Genomic DNA, 15,891 nt, shown 5'->3' on the forward strand with positions numbered 1-15,891 from the left:
CTGGAATTCCGGGCCGCGCCCTCTCCCAATTTCGATGCCCGACGCGGCCCTCCCGACATGCTGGTGCTGCACTATACCGGCATGCAGACGGCCGAGGAGGCCATCGCCCGCCTGCGCGATGCCGCAGCGCGGGTGTCGGCCCACTACGTCGTCGATGAGGACGGCACCCTCTATGCCCTGGTCCCCGAGGAACGCCGCGCCTGGCATGCGGGCAAGGGCGTCTGGCAGGGCGAGACCGACTGTAATGCTGCCTCGATCGGGATCGAGATCGTAAATCCCGGGCATGAATGGGGCTATCGCGACTTTCCCGACGTCCAGATCGAGGCTGTGATCGCCCTGATCGCCGATATCCGCAGCCGCTGGACCATTCCGGATGACCGGATCATCGGCCATTCCGACCTGGCGCCCGACCGCAAGGAGGACCCGGGCGAACGCTTTCCGTGGAAGCGGCTGGCGGGGGAGGGGCATGGCCTGTGGTTTGAGCCGGCGGCCGAACGGGTGGCGGCGCTGGGCTCGCCCCTGCGGCCGGGGGACGCCGGCCTGGGCGCGACGGTGTTGAGCGCGGGTCTGCACAAGCTGGGCTATGGCGTGGAACCAAGGGGCGAGTTTGACGAGCCGCTGAGGCTGGCGGTCGCGGCATTCCAGCGGCACTGGCGACCCGCACGGGTGGACGGCGTGGCTGACGGCGAGACCCGCGCGCGGCTGGTCGGGTTGTTACAGCTGGTGGCGGCGAGGAGCGTGACCGGCCTGGGGGCGTGACCCCTCCCGTCTCCCGGGGTCAGCGCGGATTGGACGGAGTTCTGGCCGGAGTTGTCGTGGTCTCGATGCAGGTTACCGAGAAGCGGAAGCCGGTGCCGGCCTCGTTGCGACCGCTCTCGCGTCGGCACTGCGGTTCCTGCGATACCCGCCCTGTCGGCAAGGGTTGCGACAGGGCGTCCGTGGCGACCAGACGTTCGGTGCAGGCGAGCACGGTTTCGGAGGGTCGGCGCCACGTCTGACCCCGGCAGGCGTAATTGGCCTCCTGCCATGTCGTCGGTTCCCTCGCCGGCGCGGTTGGCGGTATCGGGTCCTGGGGCGCGGTCGCCCCCAGCGCGAACGCCGCCAGGATGAGTGCGATTTGGCTCATGGTCAGAACCCTCCCTTCATCGGGATATCAGCCGAGCGCCCGGGCTTGCACTGACGGTGTCTGATCGAAGGGGGCGTGCCGAGTTGACGTCGAGCCGACGGGCGCCCATCTGTGCCTGGCCAGACGGTCGGACGGTCGCGGCGGGGTTTCGGCCCTGTCGAGGAAAGTCCGGGCTCCACGGTGAAAAGGCGGCGGGTAACGCCCGCCCGGGGTGACCCGAGGGACAGTGCCACAGAAAGCAAACCTCCGGCCTTTCGAGGCCGGGAAGGGTGAAAGGGTGGGGTAAGAGCCCACCGCGTCGACGGCAACGGAGACGGCACGGTAAACCCCGCCTGGAGCAAGACCGAATAGGGATGTCGTGCAGGCTCGCCTGCGGGGGTCACCGCCCCAGACGTCCGGGTAGGTTGCTGGAGCCGGTCGGCAACGATCGGCCAAGAGGAATGACCGTCCATGCTCCCTCGGGGGCGGGACAGAACCCGGCTTACAGACCGTCTGGCGTTTTATTCCTTACGCTACCGCTCGCCGCGCGGTCGCTCGCTGCTTGAGGCAGTGTTTTTTGCCTAACGCTCGCGACGCGGTCGTTCGCTGCTTGAGGCGGGCTGAGACCTGTTAACCCCTTGAGCGGAAAGGTGGCGCAAACTGTGTCCCCAGGCTGTTAATACTTTCGATGTTCGCTGTATGTTCTGAGTTTTACAGTCCTGATGACAAGAGTTGTCCCGGTTCATGGTTAAGGATCGTCAACTAATCCCATTGAGACCCATTTCATCCCATGCTATCCCAGTCGCATGATTTGGGGTGCCTGACGTCGCCTGGACGTCGTGACAAGAGCCAAGGGGCGGGCCGGAAGGTCCGGATGGGACGGGGTGTTTCTCTCGACGGTCGAGAAACAATTGGACGCGAAGCGGCGGTTGCTGATCCCGCAGGACTTCCGCACCCCTGAAAACGGGGCCGAGCACGCCATCTTCGTCTTCCCGTCGATCGAGGCCGACTGCCTCGAGGCCGGCGGTGACCCGCTGTTCGCCACCTATGTCGAAATGATCCGCTCGCTGCCGTTCGGCTCGGAGCAGCGCTCGGCGCTGGAATGGCAGGTGCTGGGCGAGCAGACGCGGCTGACGTTCGACGGCGGGGGCCGGGTGACCCTGCCGGAGAGCCTGATCCAGGATGCGGGTCTGGGCGAGACGGTCGTGATCGTGGGGCTGGGCGACCGGTTCCAGATCTGGAACCGCGAGGCCTGGGTGGCGAGGCGGGCCGAGCGTCGGCAGCTGGCCCGGTCGGGCATTGCCGAGCTGGGTGCCTTGCGGCTGGCGGCCCAGTTGAAGGTTGAAGGGGGCGGGTCATGACCGAGGCGCCCCGGCCACACATTCCGGTCCTGCTTGAGGCCGTGATCAAGGCTGTGCGGCCCGCGCCCGGCCAGAGGGTGGTGGATGCCACCTTTGGTGCCGGCGGCTATTCGCGCGCGTTTCTTGAGGCCGGGGCCGAGGTGATCGCGCTGGACCGCGATCCGACGGTCCAGCCCTATGCCGATGCGCTGGGCCGCGACTTTCCCGGGCGATTCCGCCTGGTCCGCGCGCCCTTTTCCGAGCTGGTCGAGGTGCTGGCGGATGAGACCCCGGTCGATGCCGTGGTGTTCGACATCGGCGTGTCGTCGATGCAGCTGGACCAGGCCGAGCGCGGCTTTTCCTTCATGAAGGACGGGCCCCTGGACATGCGGATGTCGCGCGAGGGCGAGAGCGCCGCCGATATCGTCAACAGCTGGGACCACGGTCCGTTGGCGCATATCTTCAAGCTGTACGGGGACGAGCGTCAGTCCGGCCGGATCGCCACGGCCATCCTGCGCCGGCGGGTGGAGCGCCCGTTCGAGCGGACGCTGGATCTGGCGGAGGTGGTCGAGGCGGCTCTCGGCGGGCGGCGCGGTGCGCCGACCCATCCGGCGACGCGGGTGTTTCAGGCGCTGCGCATCGCGGTCAATGACGAGCTGGGCGAGCTGGCGCGCGGGCTGGAAGGCGCCGAGGCGATCCTGCCGGAGGGGGGCCGGCTGGCGGTGGTGACCTTCCACTCGCTGGAAGACCGGATGGTCAAGAGCTTCCTGACCGAGCGCACCGGAAATGCGCCCGGTGGATCGCGTCATGCGCCCCAAAGGGTCGAGCCGAGGGCGCCCAGCTTCCGTCTGCAATTCAAGGGATCGGTCGATGCTTCGGACGAGGAGCTGGCGGTCAACCCGCGGGCGCGCTCGGCCCGCCTGCGCGCGGCGGTTCGGACCGATGCCCCGGCGTGGGGGAGGCTGGCGGCATGACGGCCCTGAAGCGCCTGTTCGACTGGAAGGTGCGCGGCATCCGCTGGGTCGAGATTTTCGGCATCCTGTGCGTCGCGGCCATGCTGTTGTCGGTCTATCTGACCAAGGCGGCGGCGGCGCGACAGACGACCCGCATCGCCCAGCTGGAACGCGAGATCGACCAGTCCTCGCTGCGGGTGCGCATGCTGCGGGCCGAGGTGGCGCGGCTGGAGAGCCCGGCCCGGCTGGAGGCCCTGTCGCGCCAGGCGGGGTTGGTCCCGATCGGCCAGCCGCCGGCCGTCGGGCTCCCGGTGGCCGAAGAACCGCCTGTCGAGGATGAGACGGCGCCACCCCCTCCGGTCGAGGAGGTGGTGCAATGAGCGTGCAGCCCCATCCCTCATCCGTACGGGGTGCCGGACCCCGGGCCCCGTGGAAGGGTCTGGGCCGACGCGCGCGCCGCCTCTCGCCCTCGTGGCGCTGGCTGGCGGAAGGCGTGTGGTGGATCGAGCATGGCTTTGAGCGGGCCCGGGCCCACGGCCGCCCGGAAGAGGACAGCCGGGTCCGCATCTTTCTGGTGCTGGCGGTCTTTGGGCTGGTGTTCGCGGGGCTGGGCGTGAAGGCAGGCTATGCCGCCCTGTTCGAGGCGGTGGGGGCGAGCTATCGCGGCGCGGCGTCGGACCGCAGCCGGGCCGATCTGGTGGACCGCAACGGACGGCTTCTGGCCACCGATGTGATCTTCTATGCCCTGTTCATCGACCCGTCGCAGGTCTGGGACCGGGATGTGGCCTATCGCGAAATCCGCCGCGTCCTGCCGCGCCTGAACGCCGACCGGCTGAAGGGTGCGATCTGGGGTGACCGGCAGGTCATCGTGGCCAGCGGCCTGACCCCCGAGGAACGCGCCCGGGTGCACGACCTGGGTCTGGGGGGCGTGACTTTCGCCATGGAGGATGGCCGCGTCTATCCCCTGGATGGTGAGGCCAGGCATTTGATCGGTGCGACCGACACGGGCGGGCAGGGAATTTCCGGAGCCGAGCTGGCCTTTGACAAGGAACTTCGGGCCGAGGGTGCCGCAGGGGCTCCGTTCGAACTGTCCATCGACCTGAGAATACAGGGGGTGGTCGAGAATGAACTGGCCACCACCATGGCCCAGACCAACGCCAAGGCTGGCGTGGCGATCGTCACCAATGTCCAGACCGGCGAGGTTCTGGCCATGGCCAGCTGGCCCGACAGGGGATCGCGCAACCTGGCGACATCCGGCCACTATGAGATGGGGTCGGTGTTCAAGAGTTTTGCGGTCGCGGCCGGGCTGGATACCGGCGCGGCCGATATGACCACCCTGTTCGACGCCTCCGAGCCCTTCATGATCGGCAAGCGTCGGATCACCGACTTCCACGCCCAGAACCGGATCATGACGCTGGAGGAGGTCTATCTGCACTCGTCCAACATCGGCACCTCGCGCCTTGCGGTTCAGATGGGCCCCGATGTGATGAAGGACTATTTCGGGCGACTGGGCCTGCTGGAGCGGGCCCCGCTGGAACTGGTCGAGTCCGCGGCGCCCCGGGTGCCGGGCGACTGGACGCCGACGACCCTGGCGTCGCTGTCGTTCGGGTATGGCATCATGGTGACGCCGGTGCAGGTTATCGCGGCGGTCGGCGCGCTGAGCAACGGCGGCCGGTATGTTCCGCTCAGTCTTCGCAAGGGTGGCGCCCTCGGTGCCGAACCGAGGCCGGTCGTCTCTCCGCAGACTAGCCTGAACATGCTGGACCTGATGCGCCGCAATGTGGTGCGCGGGTCGGGCGGTCGGGCCAATGCAGCGGGTCTCAGGGTCGGAGGCAAGACCGGCTCGGCCAACAAATGGACCGGCAGCCGCTATGATCCGGCGGTGGCGGTCGGCACCTTCATCGGCGTCTTCCCCAGTGACGGGCCGCTGGACGCGCCCCGCTATGCCATTCTGGTGCTGGTCGACGAGCCGGGCAGCTATCCGCGCACGGGGGGCTTCGTCGCCGCCCCCGCCGTCGGACGGATCGCCGACCGCATCGCGCCCTTCGTGGGGGTCGAGCGCGCCGACGACCGCTGGCAACTGGCGGATGGCCGCCCGAATCCGACGCTCAGGGACATGGAGGCCTCGCTGTGATGCACAGCCAGCGCCTGTCCGATCTGCTGAAGCGGGATGTGTCCTCGGACCCGGTGATCACCGGTGTGACCGCTGACAGCCGCCGGGTCGCCGAGGGCAGTCTGTTTGTGGCCCTGCCCGGTACGGTGCAGGACGGGCGCGCCTTTATTCCGCAGGCCCTGGCCCGGGGCGCAGCCGCTGTTCTGGCCCCCACTGACACGCCCGCCGGGAGCGCGCCGGTACTGGTGACGGCCGGGGATGTGCGCCGGGCCTATGCGCTCGCGGCGCGCGGCTTCTATGGAGCCCAGCCGAAGACCTGCGTGGCGGTGACGGGCACCAACGGCAAGACCTCGGTCGCCACCTTCTGTCGCCAGATCTGGGCCCGCATGGGTCTGGTCTCGGCCAGCCTCGGCACCCTGGGAGCCACGGTGCAACGGGGCGCGGAGGTGAGCGCCCTGACGGGCCCCGGCCTGACCAGTCCGGATGCGGCCGAGGCGGCGCGCCTGCTGGCGGAGATGGCGACGGGCGGGGTCACCCACCTGGCGCTGGAGGCGTCATCGCACGGGATCGATCAGCGGCGGCTGGACGGGGTCAGCCTGAAGGCGGCGGCCTTTACCAATCTGACGCAGGATCACCTCGACTATCACGGCGACATGGAGGCTTACCGGGCCGCCAAGCTGCGTCTGTTCGAGACGTTGTTGCCGCGCGGGCGGACGGCGGTCCTGAATGCCGATTCCGACGCCTATTCGCGCTTCGCCGCCGCCGGGATCATGTCAGGACTGAACATTCTGGGAGTCGGTGAGCGGGGACGTGATCTGACCCTGATGGGGCGCGAAGCCCGGCCCGAGGGGCAGAAGCTGGTGCTGGAGTATCGCGGCGAGAGCCATGAGGTGCTGCTGCCCCTGGCCGGGGCCTTTCAGGCCTCGAACGCCCTGGTGGCTGCCGGCCTGTGTATCGCGGGCGGCGCGGCGGTTGGCGATGTGCTGGCGGCGCTGGAGCATATCGAGGGTGCCCGGGGGCGACTGGAGCGCGTGCGGACCGACGGAGCCGGGAGGGGGGCGGAGGTCTATGTCGACTATGCCCATACGCCCGATGGGCTGGAGACGGTGCTGAAGGCGCTCCGGCCCCATGTGCACGGGCGACTGATCGTGGTGTTCGGGGCGGGGGGAGACCGTGACCGGGCCAAGCGCCCGCTGATGGGGCAGGTGGCCGGTGAGCTCGCCGACGTCGCCATCGTCACGGATGACAATCCCCGGTCCGAGGATGCCGCCCTGATCCGGGCCGAGGTGAGGAACGGCTGCCCCGCGGCGCAGGAGATCGGCGACCGTCGGGAAGCCATCCGCTCGGCCATTGATATGGCGCGCGAGGGAGATGTGGTGCTGATCGCCGGAAAGGGGCATGAGCAGGGGCAGATTGTCGGCGATACGGTGCATCCGTTCGACGATGTGACTGTCGCCACCGAGGCCCTGAGCATTCATGCCTGAGACCCCCACTTCCCCCTTGTGGACCGCTGACGACATCGCCCGGGCGACCAGCGGACGCCACCACGGCGCGGACTTTGCCGCCTGTGGCGTCAGCTTTGACAGTCGCGAGATCGAGCCCGGCACGCTGTTCGTGGCGCTGCGTGGGGTGCGCGACGGTCATGACTTTGCCGGGACGGCCTTCGACGCCGGGGCAGCGGGCGCGCTGGTGGAGCGCGTCGTGGAAGGTGGCCCGTGTATCGAGGTGGCCGATACGCTGAGGGCGCTGGAGGCGCTGGGCCAGGCTGCCCGCGACCGGTGCCCGGCGCGGCGGGCGGCCGTGACGGGCAGCGTCGGCAAGACCAGCGTCACCCAGGCGATCAAGGCGGGCCTTGATCTGGCGGGTCCGGCCCACGCCTCGGTCAAGAGTTACAACAACCACATCGGGGTGCCGCTGACACTGGCGCGCATGCCCCGCGACACCGCGCGCGCCGTGTTCGAAATCGGCATGAATGCACCGGGCGAAATCGCGCCCCTGTCGCAGATGGTGCGGCCGCATGTCGCCTGTGTGACCACGGTGGGGCCGGTTCATATCGAGGCCTTTGCCGATGGCGAGGCGGGGGTCGCGCGCGAAAAGGCGGCGATCTTCGAGGGGCTGGAGCCGGGCGGGATCGCGGTCATCAACGGCGACAACCCCTGGACGCGCCTGCTGGGCGAGGTCGCCCGCGAGCATGGGGCCGAGGTGCGGCTGTTCGGCAGCGCGGCCGATCACGATGCGCGTCTGCTGGATTTTCAGCCGGATGCGGACGGGGCCACGGTCTCAGCGATCATGGACGGTCAGGCGCTGGAGTTTCGCCTGCGCCAGTCGGGCTATCACTGGGGGCTGAACAGTCTGGCAGTGCTGGCGGTGCTGCGCGCCATGGACGTGCCACTGGATGTGGCGCTTGCGGCCCTGGCCGGGTTTTCGCCGCTGGCGGGTCGCGGACAGGTGCGTCGGGTCCGGCTGATGTCGGGCGGGGCCTTCACCCTGATCGACGAGAGTTACAATGCCAATCCGTTGTCGATGACGGCGGGCTTTCGGAGCCTCGGCGCGCGCATCGTGCCGGAGGGCGGACGGCGGGTGGTGTTCCTGACCGACATGCTGGAGCTGGGTCATCAGGCCGGGGCCATGCACGCTGGTCTGGCCGGACCGCTGGCCGAGGCAGGGGTTGATGCGGTCCACACCGCCGGGCCGATGATGCGCCACCTGCACGACGCCCTGCCGTCCGCGCAGCGCGGGGTGTGGCGCGAGACGGCGGCGCAGCTGGCGAATGAGGTCGCGGGTCTGGTCCGCGACAACGACACGGTCATGGTCAAGGGATCGAACGGCTCTCGCGCCGGCGCGGTCGCGACCGCCCTGGCCGCACTTGATCATGATGATGGGGCTTAAGGAGGCCGCTCGGGGTGTTTTACCTGCTCTATCTCTACTATGCGGAGTTCGCACAGGATTATCCGCTTCTGAACCTGGTCCAGTACCAGACCGTGCGGGTGGCGCTGGCGCTGGCCACCGCCATGATCGTGGCCGTGGCCATGGGCAGCCGCTTCATCGCCTGGATGCGCAAGAAGCAGGGCAAGGGCCAGCCCATCCGGGACGACGGGCCGGTCTCGCACCTGTCGAAGGTGGGCACGCCGACCATGGGCGGGCTGATGATCCTGGCCGGGATCGCGGCGGGCGTGTTCCTGTGGGGCGACCTGACCAACCCCTATATCTGGATCGTCTCGTTCGTGACGGCCGCCTTTGCCGTGCTGGGTTTTGTCGATGACTATGCCAAGGTCAGCAAGCAGAGCTCGGCCGGCCTGACCTCGAAGCAGAAGCTTGTTGCCCAGACCATCGTCGCGGTGATCGCCGGGGTGGCGACGGTGCTGTGGATGACGCCCTCGACCTCGGCGGGGCTGGAGACGTCGGTCGCCTTTCCGTTCTTCAAGGATGTGCTGCTGAACATCGGCTGGTTCTATGTGGCGTTCGCGGCCTTCACCATCGTCGGCTTTTCGAATGCGGTGAACCTGACCGACGGGCTGGACGGACTGGCCATTGTGCCGGTGATGATGGCCTCGGCCGCGTTCGGCATGATCGCCTATCTGGCGGGCAATTTCGTCTTCTCGGAGTATCTGCAGATCCACCATGTGCCGGGTTCGGGCGAGCTGGCGGTGTTTCTGGCGGCCATCATCGGCGGGGGCACGGGCTTCCTCTGGTACAATGCCCCGCCGGCCAAGATCTTCATGGGCGACACCGGGTCGCTGGCGCTGGGCGGGGCGCTGGGCGCGGTGGCGGTGACGACCAAGCACGAGCTGGTGCTGGGCATCGTCGGGGGCCTGTTCGTGCTGGAAGCCCTCTCGGTCATGATCCAGGTCGGCTATTTCAAGGCGACGAAGAAGCGCGTCTTCCTGATGGCGCCGATCCACCACCATTTCGAAAAGATGGGCTGGCCGGAGTCGACCGTGGTCATCCGCTTCTGGATCGTGTCGGCGATGCTGGCGCTGGCGGGTCTGGCGACCCTGAAACTGAGATAGACGATGATCCGGGTCCCGGGCTTTGAGGGCAGGCGGGTCGCGGTCTTCGGCCTTGGACGGTCGGGACTGACGGCGGCGCGTGCGCTCAAGGCCGGGGGTGCCGAGCCGGTGCTGTGGGACGACGGCATTTCCAGCCGGATGCAGGCCGAGGCCGAGGGCTTCATCGTCGAGGATCTGACGGCGGTCGACTGGTCGGGCTTTGCCGCCCTGGTGCTGTCGCCCGGTGTGCCGCTGACCCATCCGGTGCCGCACTGGACTGTCGACAAGGCGACGGAGGCCGGGGTCGAGATCGTCGGCGACCTTGAGCTGTTCGCGCGGGCGCTGGCGGCGCTGCCGGAGGGGCAGCGGCCGCAGGTGGTGGCGATCACCGGGACAAACGGCAAGTCGACCACTACGGCGCTGATCGCCTGGGTGCTGAAACAGGCCGGGATGACGGTGCATATGGGGGGCAATATCGGGATCGGCGTGCTGGCGCTGCCGGAGCCGACGCCGGGCGCGGTCTATGTGATCGAATGCTCGTCCTATCAGCTGGACCTGACCACCAGCTTTGCGCCGGATGTGGCGATCCTGACCAACATCAGCCCCGACCATCTGGACCGGCACGGGGGGATGGAAGGGTATGTGGCGGCGAAGGCGCGGATATTTCGGGCGGACACCACCAATAAGTATATCGGCGTGGACGACCCTTCGGGCGTAGCCCTGCTGGAACAGTTGAGGCGTCGCGGCTCGGTGGACGAGGTCTCGGTGGACCGCCCGCTGGAGGGTGTCACTGGCATGTACCTCCACGAGGGCTGGCTGACCTACAACGTGCGACCGCGGCCCGACGGTCCTGTTGAGCGATGCCAGATCGTGGACCTTTCGAAGGCCCGATCATTGCCCGGTCGTCACAACGCCCAGAATGCGGCTTTCGCATTTCTTGCTGCCACTGATCTGGGGTTGCCGCACGAGGTCGTCATCGAAGGCCTGCTGTCCTTCCCGGGACTGGCGCATCGGATGGAGCCGGTCGGGCGGGCCGGCCGTGTGCGGTTCATCAATGACTCCAAGGCGACCAATGCTGATGCGGCGCGGCAGGCGCTGGCGGCGTATGATCGGGTGTTCTGGATCGCAGGGGGGCGGGCCAAGGCGGGCGGGATCGACGATCTGGCCGAGCTGTTCCCGCGCGTGGTCGAGGCCTTCCTGATCGGCGAGGCGGCCGGGCCGTTCGCGGCGGCGCTGGGTGACGTGCCCCACCGGATCAGCGGGGACATGGCCACCGCCGTCCAGCAGGCCTTTGAGGCCGCGTCCGCCAGCGGGCGTGAGGAGGTGGTGCTGCTGAGCCCCGCCGCCGCCAGCTTTGACCAGTTTCCCGACTTCGAGGCGCGGGGCGAGGCGTTCCGCGCCGCCGCCCTGGCCCTGGGTGCCAAACCTGAGCCAGCCCCATGACCCAGACCTATGTGCCGCCCTTTTCCCGCAGTGACCAGAGCCTGCTGGCCAAGTGGTTCTGGACGGTGGATCGCGGACTGGTGGTTGCTGCCCTGTCGTTGATGGGGATCGGCGTGGCGCTGTCGTTCGCCTCGAGTCCCGCTGCCATTCTGGCTGACGAAAGCCTGTCCAACCCCTTCCACTATTCGATCCGCATGATTGCGTTTGTCGCGGCGGGGGTCGGGGTGATGCTGGGAGCGTCCCTGCTGTCGCCCCGGGGCGTGCGGCGGGTGGCGGCCTTTGGGCTTGTCGGGGCGCTGCTGGTCATGGCTGTCCTCCCGATCCTCGGCAATGAAGCCAAGGGGGCGACCCGTTGGATCCTGATCGGGCCGTTCGGTCTGCAACCGTCCGAGTTCGCCAAGCCGGCGCTGATCGTGCTGGCGGCGTGGATGTTCGCCGAGGGGCAGAAGGGGCAGGGCGTGCCGGGGGTCTCGATCGCCTTCGCCTTTTATGCGGTGACGGTCGGCCTGCTGCTGATCCAGCCGGACATCGGCCAGACGTTGCTGATCACCACCACCTTCATGGCGGTCTTCTTTATGGCGGGCGTGCCGTTGAAGTGGATGGCGGTGCTGGGGGGTCTGGTCGTATCCGGGATCTTCTCGCTGTACTTCCTGTTCGACCATGTGCGCGAGCGACTGGCCAAATTCCTCGCCCCCGGTCAGGAGGACACTCACCAGATCGACCGGGCCTCGGAGGCGATCCGCGCCGGGGGCCTGTTCGGGCGCGGGGTGGGCGAGGGCGTGATGAAACGCCATGTGCCGGACCTGCATACGGACTTCATCTATTCGGTCGGGGCGGAGGAGTTCGGCCTGATCCTGTCGCTGGTGATCATCAGCCTTTATGCCTTCATCGTGCTGAGAGGCCTGTCGCGGGCCATGCGGCTGAACGACCCGTTCGAGCAGACGGCGGCGGCGGGGCTGTTCATGCTGATCGGCCTGCAGGCGGCGATCAATATGGCGGTGAATCTGAACCTGATCCCGACCAAGGGCATGACCCTGCCCTTCATCAGCTATGGCGGGTCGTCGATGGTGGCCATGGGGCTGACCATGGGACTGGCCCTGGCCTTGACCCGCAGGCGAGCCGGGGCCTACGAGCCCGGGACCGGTGGCCGGCCGGAGCCGAAGCTGGGCCGCATTCTTCCATAGGGACATCCATGACCAGGACCTGCGTCGTTGCCGCCGGCGGAACCGGCGGCCATCTGTTTCCGGCCCAGGCGCTGGCCGAGGAGATGGCGCGGCGCGGCTGGCGGATCGTGCTGGCGACAGACCGGCGGGGCCAGGCTTTTGCCGAACATTTCCCGGCGGACGAACGTCTGGCCCTGGACTCGGCCACCGGCAGCGGGCCGATCGGGCTGCTGAAGGCCGGGATCAAGATCGCGGTCGGGGTGGCGCAGGCGCGCCGGGCGTTTCGTCGGCTGGACGCCTCGGTGGTGGTGGGATTTGGCGGGTATCCGTCGGCGCCGGCGCTGCTGGCGGCGATGAGCATGGGCCTGCCGACGCTGATCCATGAGCAGAATGCGGTTCTCGGCCGGACCAACCGCTTGCTGGCCGGGCGGGTCGGCACAGTGGCGTCGGCCTTTCCGACGCTGGGGCGTCTGCCCGACGGGCTGAAGGACCGGCTGGAGGTGGTCGGCAATCCGGTAAGGCCGCCGATCGCGGCGCTGGCGGGCAAGCCCTATCGTGCACCGGGTGCCACTGATGACATCCACCTGCTGGTGACGGGTGGCAGTCAGGGCGCGCGGATCCTGTCGGACACGGTGCCGCGCGCGGTGGCGGCCCTGCCCGAGGCGCTGCGCAAGCGGCTGAAGGTTGTGCAGCAGGCGCGGCCCGAGTTCCTGGACTCCGCCGCCGCCATCTATGCCGGGGCGGGCGTCGCGGCCGAGGTCGCGCCCTTCTTTTCGGACATGGCGGCGCGGCTGGCCGAGGCGCATCTGGCGATCGGCCGGGCCGGGGCATCGACCTGCACGGAGCTGGCCGTCGTCGGCCTGCCGTCGGTCCTGGTGCCGCTGAAGATCGCGACCGATGACCACCAGCGGCACAATGCCCAGGGGCTGGTCGAGACGGGCGGGGCCGTGGTGATCCCGGAGGATGACCTGACCGTCGAACGCCTGACCGCGACCCTGGCCGGTATTCTGGACCAACCCGGCCGTCTGGCGGCGATGGCGAAAGGGGCAAGAGCGGCGGCGCTGCCGGACGCGGCGTCTCGGCTGGCGGATCTGGTCGAGGCGGCGTCCGCATAGAAAAGGGCCCCGGGATGTCTCCCGGGGCCCCGCAGCGTGCGATCAGATGCGGTCGCCTATTCCTCAGCCAGCACGGCTTCCAGACAGCGGTCCAGACCCGGACCCCAGCTGTAGATGACCTGTTGCTTGGCGTTCATTCCGGACTGGGCATCGACCCGTTCCATGATCTGGATAGCTTCGGCGACCGCGGCCTCGATGACCTGGTCTTCCGACAGGCCGCGAGCGGCCGGCAGGGCCTGGGCGCGGTTCAGCATGACGCCGGTGGCGGCCTCCAGGGCGCTGACGTCTTCCGGGTCGGACTGGAGCTTCGAGAAGGCGAAGAACATGGCGGAGCAGGTCAGGTGTTGCTGATAGTTCAGCGGTGCGCTCTGGGCCGAAGCTGTTCCCGCGGCCAGCAGGGCAAGGGCAGCGATGCCGCCCGCGAGGGTGAATTTGGTGGTCGACATTCTCATGCTCCTGTTGCGTGAACCTCTGGTACCGCAAAAACCTGTCAGGCCCCCCTGACTGTTCCTGACCATGGCAAATCCCGGGGGAGTTGCCTAGAGCGGGCGAGGGCACAGGGCGTCTCTATTCAGCGAGGGCTTGCTGCCCCGCAATGACGGCGGATTCCACCGTTGTCAGGATCCGTCCGGCTCGGGCATCGGAACAGGCGACGGCCAGCAGTTCGGCGGCGTCTCCGCCTGGGGCAGCCGGGTAGGGAGGATCAGTGTCGGCCACGGACGGGCCTTCGACCCCGCCCTCGGACACCGAGGCGAAGTCCCGCCGGTCGGCCGTCCCTGCCGCGCAGTCGAAGTCCCACCACGACCACCCGCCCCAGAAGGCGCGGCCGTCAACCTCGAAGCCGGGCTCGACCACCTGCAGGGACCGGAGGCGGACGTGATCGCCCGAGCGGGTACGGGTCGACAGTCCGACGAACACGGCAAATCGTCCGACCCCGGTCAGCAGCAGCTGGGGCCCCGTGGGGGCAGGCGCGGCGGTCTGGCATCCTGCCAGCGCGATCCCGGCGATGAGGGTGGGCACGACAGATTTCATTAACTGCATCCGATCATCCCGCTTTTAGAGCGCCGCTGTATCGTCCCCTCATGTTTGACCAGCAGCTGGCCCTTTCCCATGTGGTCGCCGCGCCGGACCGGCGGGCCCGGTCGCGTGTACCGCATCGGCTGACGCGTCGCGAGGGCGAGCGCATCCGCCTGCTGGGCCAGGTGATGGACAAGGTGCGTCCCGAAGAGGTGATGCACCAGCTTGAGGCCTGGGTTGAGACGGGCGTGAAGGCGGTCATCGCCAACCACAATCTGCACAGTCTGCATCTGATCCGGACCGAGCCGCGGGTCGCCGAATTCTATGGCCTGGCGGATATTGTGCAGATCGATTCGACGCCGCTGATCGCGTTCGGGCGTCTGGTGGGGCGGGGCACGCGACGCAAGCACCGCTCGACCTATCTGGACTGGCGCGAGCATTTCTGGAGCCTGGCGGACCGCAAGGGCTGGCGGGTCATGTTCATCGGCGGGGCCGAGGGCGTGGCTGATACGGCGGCCGAGCGGCTGAGGGCGCGTCACCGTCGCGTCGAACTGGCGGTCCGGTCAGGCTATTTCGATGCCACGCCCGGGTCAGACGACAATCGCCGACTGCTCGAGGCGGTCAATGACTTCGCCCCGCAGGTGCTGCTGGTCGGCATGGGCATGCCGCGTCAGGAGATCTGGATCGCCGACCATCTGGACGCCCTGCCGGACTGTGTGGTGCTGAACGTCGGCGCCGCCTTCGACTATGAGGCGGGGGTCCAGAAGGCCGCGCCGCGCTGGATGGGCAAGGCGGGCCTGGAATGGCTGTACCGGCTGGCGGTGGACCCCCGCCGTCTGTTCCACCGTTATTGCGTGGAGCCCTGGCACCTGATCGGCCCGATCATGGATGACCTGAGGTCGGCGCTGAAGCGGTGAGGCGGACGTCGTCCCTCTGCATCAGGTGCGGCATCAGGAAAAGCCCGACCAGAAAGCCGCCAAGATGAGCCTCCCATGCGAGCTTAATCTGCACATCTCCTGACCGTGAGATGGCAAAGAGCAGAGCGATCAGGACGATGTTGCTGATCGTGGCATCCCGCACCGCCAGACCGACCTGCTTCGACCAGAGGGGAACGGGTTCCGGCTCCGGCCCGGCTCTCGCCGCTGCACCCCAAAGGCCGAAGATCGCTCCGGAAGCCCCGACCATGGGGAGGTCGCTGGTAGGGTTGAAGGCCAGAAACAAGGCTGCGCCTGCTAGACCAGCGGCGAAATAGAGAGTGCTGTAGCGACCCCACCCCGGGATCCCGCTCCCCAGCTTCGCATATACGATCGGGCTGAGGGCCAGGAGGCCGGCGACGTTCATCCAAAGGTGAGACAGGCCCGCATGAGCAAACATATGGGTGAAGAGGCGATGGATATGCCCGTCAGCGATCAAGGGGCCGGATAGAGCCCAAGCAACAGGTCCGCCGTTAAAGAGAGCGAAGACAAAGGCCGCGACGATCAGCCCGGTCATCGCGAGGCCCGGACCGCTGTGGTCCAGGGCGAGGTCTTTCCAGGTGCGCAGACTGAAGGGTGAGCTGCCGGTGCCGATCCGGCCGCTGGACGTGCGCTGCAGGGCGGATTCCTTACGCCGGGCCTGAAGCGGTTCGAAGCTCATGTGCAGACCATGGCCGTG

At 68.1% G+C, this 15,891-nt stretch carries 16 protein-coding genes and 1 other RNA gene; 13 read left to right on the forward strand and 4 right to left on the reverse strand.

Annotation, left to right across the window (positions count from 1 at the left end):
• Positions 1-57 precede the first annotated feature (57 nt).
• Positions 58-759, forward strand: a complete 702-nt coding sequence (locus IBJ06_RS01935) for an N-acetylmuramoyl-L-alanine amidase (RefSeq protein WP_365811896.1) — start codon at positions 58-60, stop codon at positions 757-759.
• Positions 760-778: 19 nt separating this feature from the next.
• Here IBJ06_RS01935 and IBJ06_RS01940 read toward each other — a convergent pair whose 3' ends face one another.
• Entirely contained in the window at positions 779-1,126 is a 348-nt protein-coding gene (locus tag IBJ06_RS01940; protein ID WP_292156833.1) for a hypothetical protein, read from the reverse strand.
• Positions 1,127-1,245: 119 nt separating this feature from the next.
• Here IBJ06_RS01940 and rnpB point away from each other — a divergent pair.
• The 11 genes from rnpB (at position 1,246) to murG (ending at position 13,221) form a co-directional block, all read left to right on the forward strand.
• An RNA gene (gene rnpB / locus IBJ06_RS01945) (RNase P RNA component class A) lies at positions 1,246-1,626 on the forward strand.
• A gap of 363 nt (positions 1,627-1,989) precedes the next feature.
• Positions 1,990-2,466: a division/cell wall cluster transcriptional repressor MraZ gene (locus tag IBJ06_RS01950; RefSeq protein WP_292156834.1), complete on the forward strand. Its 477-nt coding sequence runs from the start codon at positions 1,990-1,992 to the stop codon at positions 2,464-2,466.
• On the forward strand, positions 2,463-3,419 hold the full coding sequence (gene rsmH / locus IBJ06_RS01955) for a 16S rRNA (cytosine(1402)-N(4))-methyltransferase RsmH (protein WP_292156835.1): 957 nt from the start codon (positions 2,463-2,465) through the stop codon (positions 3,417-3,419). The genes IBJ06_RS01950 and rsmH overlap by 4 nt, the downstream gene beginning before the upstream one ends.
• Positions 3,416-3,778 (forward strand): cell division protein, encoded by a 363-nt coding sequence (locus tag IBJ06_RS01960; RefSeq protein ID WP_292156836.1) that lies wholly within the window; start codon positions 3,416-3,418, stop codon positions 3,776-3,778. The genes rsmH and IBJ06_RS01960 overlap by 4 nt, the downstream gene beginning before the upstream one ends.
• Positions 3,775-5,532 carry a penicillin-binding protein 2 gene (locus tag IBJ06_RS01965; RefSeq protein WP_292156837.1) on the forward strand — a complete coding sequence of 586 codons (1,758 nt, stop codon included), beginning with the start codon at positions 3,775-3,777 and terminating at the stop codon, positions 5,530-5,532. The genes IBJ06_RS01960 and IBJ06_RS01965 overlap by 4 nt, the downstream gene beginning before the upstream one ends.
• Positions 5,532-6,995, forward strand: coding sequence for a UDP-N-acetylmuramoyl-L-alanyl-D-glutamate--2,6-diaminopimelate ligase (locus tag IBJ06_RS01970; RefSeq protein ID WP_292157269.1), 1,464 nt, complete (start codon positions 5,532-5,534; stop codon positions 6,993-6,995). Before IBJ06_RS01965 ends, IBJ06_RS01970 begins: the two co-directional genes overlap by 1 nt.
• Positions 6,988-8,400 (forward strand): UDP-N-acetylmuramoyl-tripeptide--D-alanyl-D-alanine ligase, encoded by a 1,413-nt coding sequence (gene murF / locus IBJ06_RS01975; protein WP_292156838.1) that lies wholly within the window; start codon positions 6,988-6,990, stop codon positions 8,398-8,400. Before IBJ06_RS01970 ends, murF begins: the two co-directional genes overlap by 8 nt.
• Before the next feature lie 14 nt (positions 8,401-8,414).
• Complete coding sequence (gene mraY / locus IBJ06_RS01980; protein WP_292156839.1) at positions 8,415-9,521, forward strand: phospho-N-acetylmuramoyl-pentapeptide-transferase; 1,107 nt, start codon at positions 8,415-8,417, stop codon at positions 9,519-9,521.
• 3 nt (positions 9,522-9,524) lie between these two features.
• Positions 9,525-10,943 carry a UDP-N-acetylmuramoyl-L-alanine--D-glutamate ligase gene (murD, locus tag IBJ06_RS01985; protein WP_292156840.1) on the forward strand — a complete coding sequence of 473 codons (1,419 nt, stop codon included), beginning with the start codon at positions 9,525-9,527 and terminating at the stop codon, positions 10,941-10,943.
• Entirely contained in the window at positions 10,940-12,127 is a 1,188-nt protein-coding gene (ftsW, locus tag IBJ06_RS01990; RefSeq protein ID WP_292156841.1) for a putative lipid II flippase FtsW, read from the forward strand. The genes murD and ftsW overlap by 4 nt, the downstream gene beginning before the upstream one ends.
• 8 nt (positions 12,128-12,135) lie before the next feature.
• Positions 12,136-13,221 (forward strand): undecaprenyldiphospho-muramoylpentapeptide beta-N-acetylglucosaminyltransferase, encoded by a 1,086-nt coding sequence (gene murG, locus IBJ06_RS01995; RefSeq protein ID WP_292156842.1) that lies wholly within the window; start codon positions 12,136-12,138, stop codon positions 13,219-13,221.
• Positions 13,222-13,277: 56 nt separating this feature from the next.
• Here murG and IBJ06_RS02000 read toward each other — a convergent pair whose 3' ends face one another.
• Positions 13,278-13,667: a hypothetical protein gene (locus IBJ06_RS02000; RefSeq protein WP_292156843.1), complete on the reverse strand. Its 390-nt coding sequence runs from the start codon at positions 13,665-13,667 to the stop codon at positions 13,278-13,280.
• 121 nt (positions 13,668-13,788) lie between these two features.
• A complete protein-coding gene (locus IBJ06_RS02005) occupies positions 13,789-14,253 on the reverse strand; it encodes a hypothetical protein (RefSeq protein WP_292156844.1) in 465 nt (154 codons plus the stop codon).
• 50 nt (positions 14,254-14,303) lie between these two features.
• Between IBJ06_RS02005 and IBJ06_RS02010 the strand changes: the two genes are divergently transcribed.
• Positions 14,304-15,155 (forward strand): WecB/TagA/CpsF family glycosyltransferase, encoded by an 852-nt coding sequence (locus IBJ06_RS02010; RefSeq protein ID WP_292156845.1) that lies wholly within the window; start codon positions 14,304-14,306, stop codon positions 15,153-15,155.
• Here the strand turns inward: IBJ06_RS02010 and IBJ06_RS02015 are convergent.
• Complete coding sequence (locus IBJ06_RS02015; protein WP_292156846.1) at positions 15,121-15,873, reverse strand: rhomboid family intramembrane serine protease; 753 nt, start codon at positions 15,871-15,873, stop codon at positions 15,121-15,123. The two genes, IBJ06_RS02010 and IBJ06_RS02015, sit on opposite strands and share 35 nt — an antisense overlap.
• Between the last annotated feature and the right edge of the window lie 18 nt (positions 15,874-15,891).

This window comes from Brevundimonas sp. (assembly GCF_016742135.1).
Taxonomy (GTDB): Bacteria; Pseudomonadota; Alphaproteobacteria; order Caulobacterales; family Caulobacteraceae; genus Brevundimonas.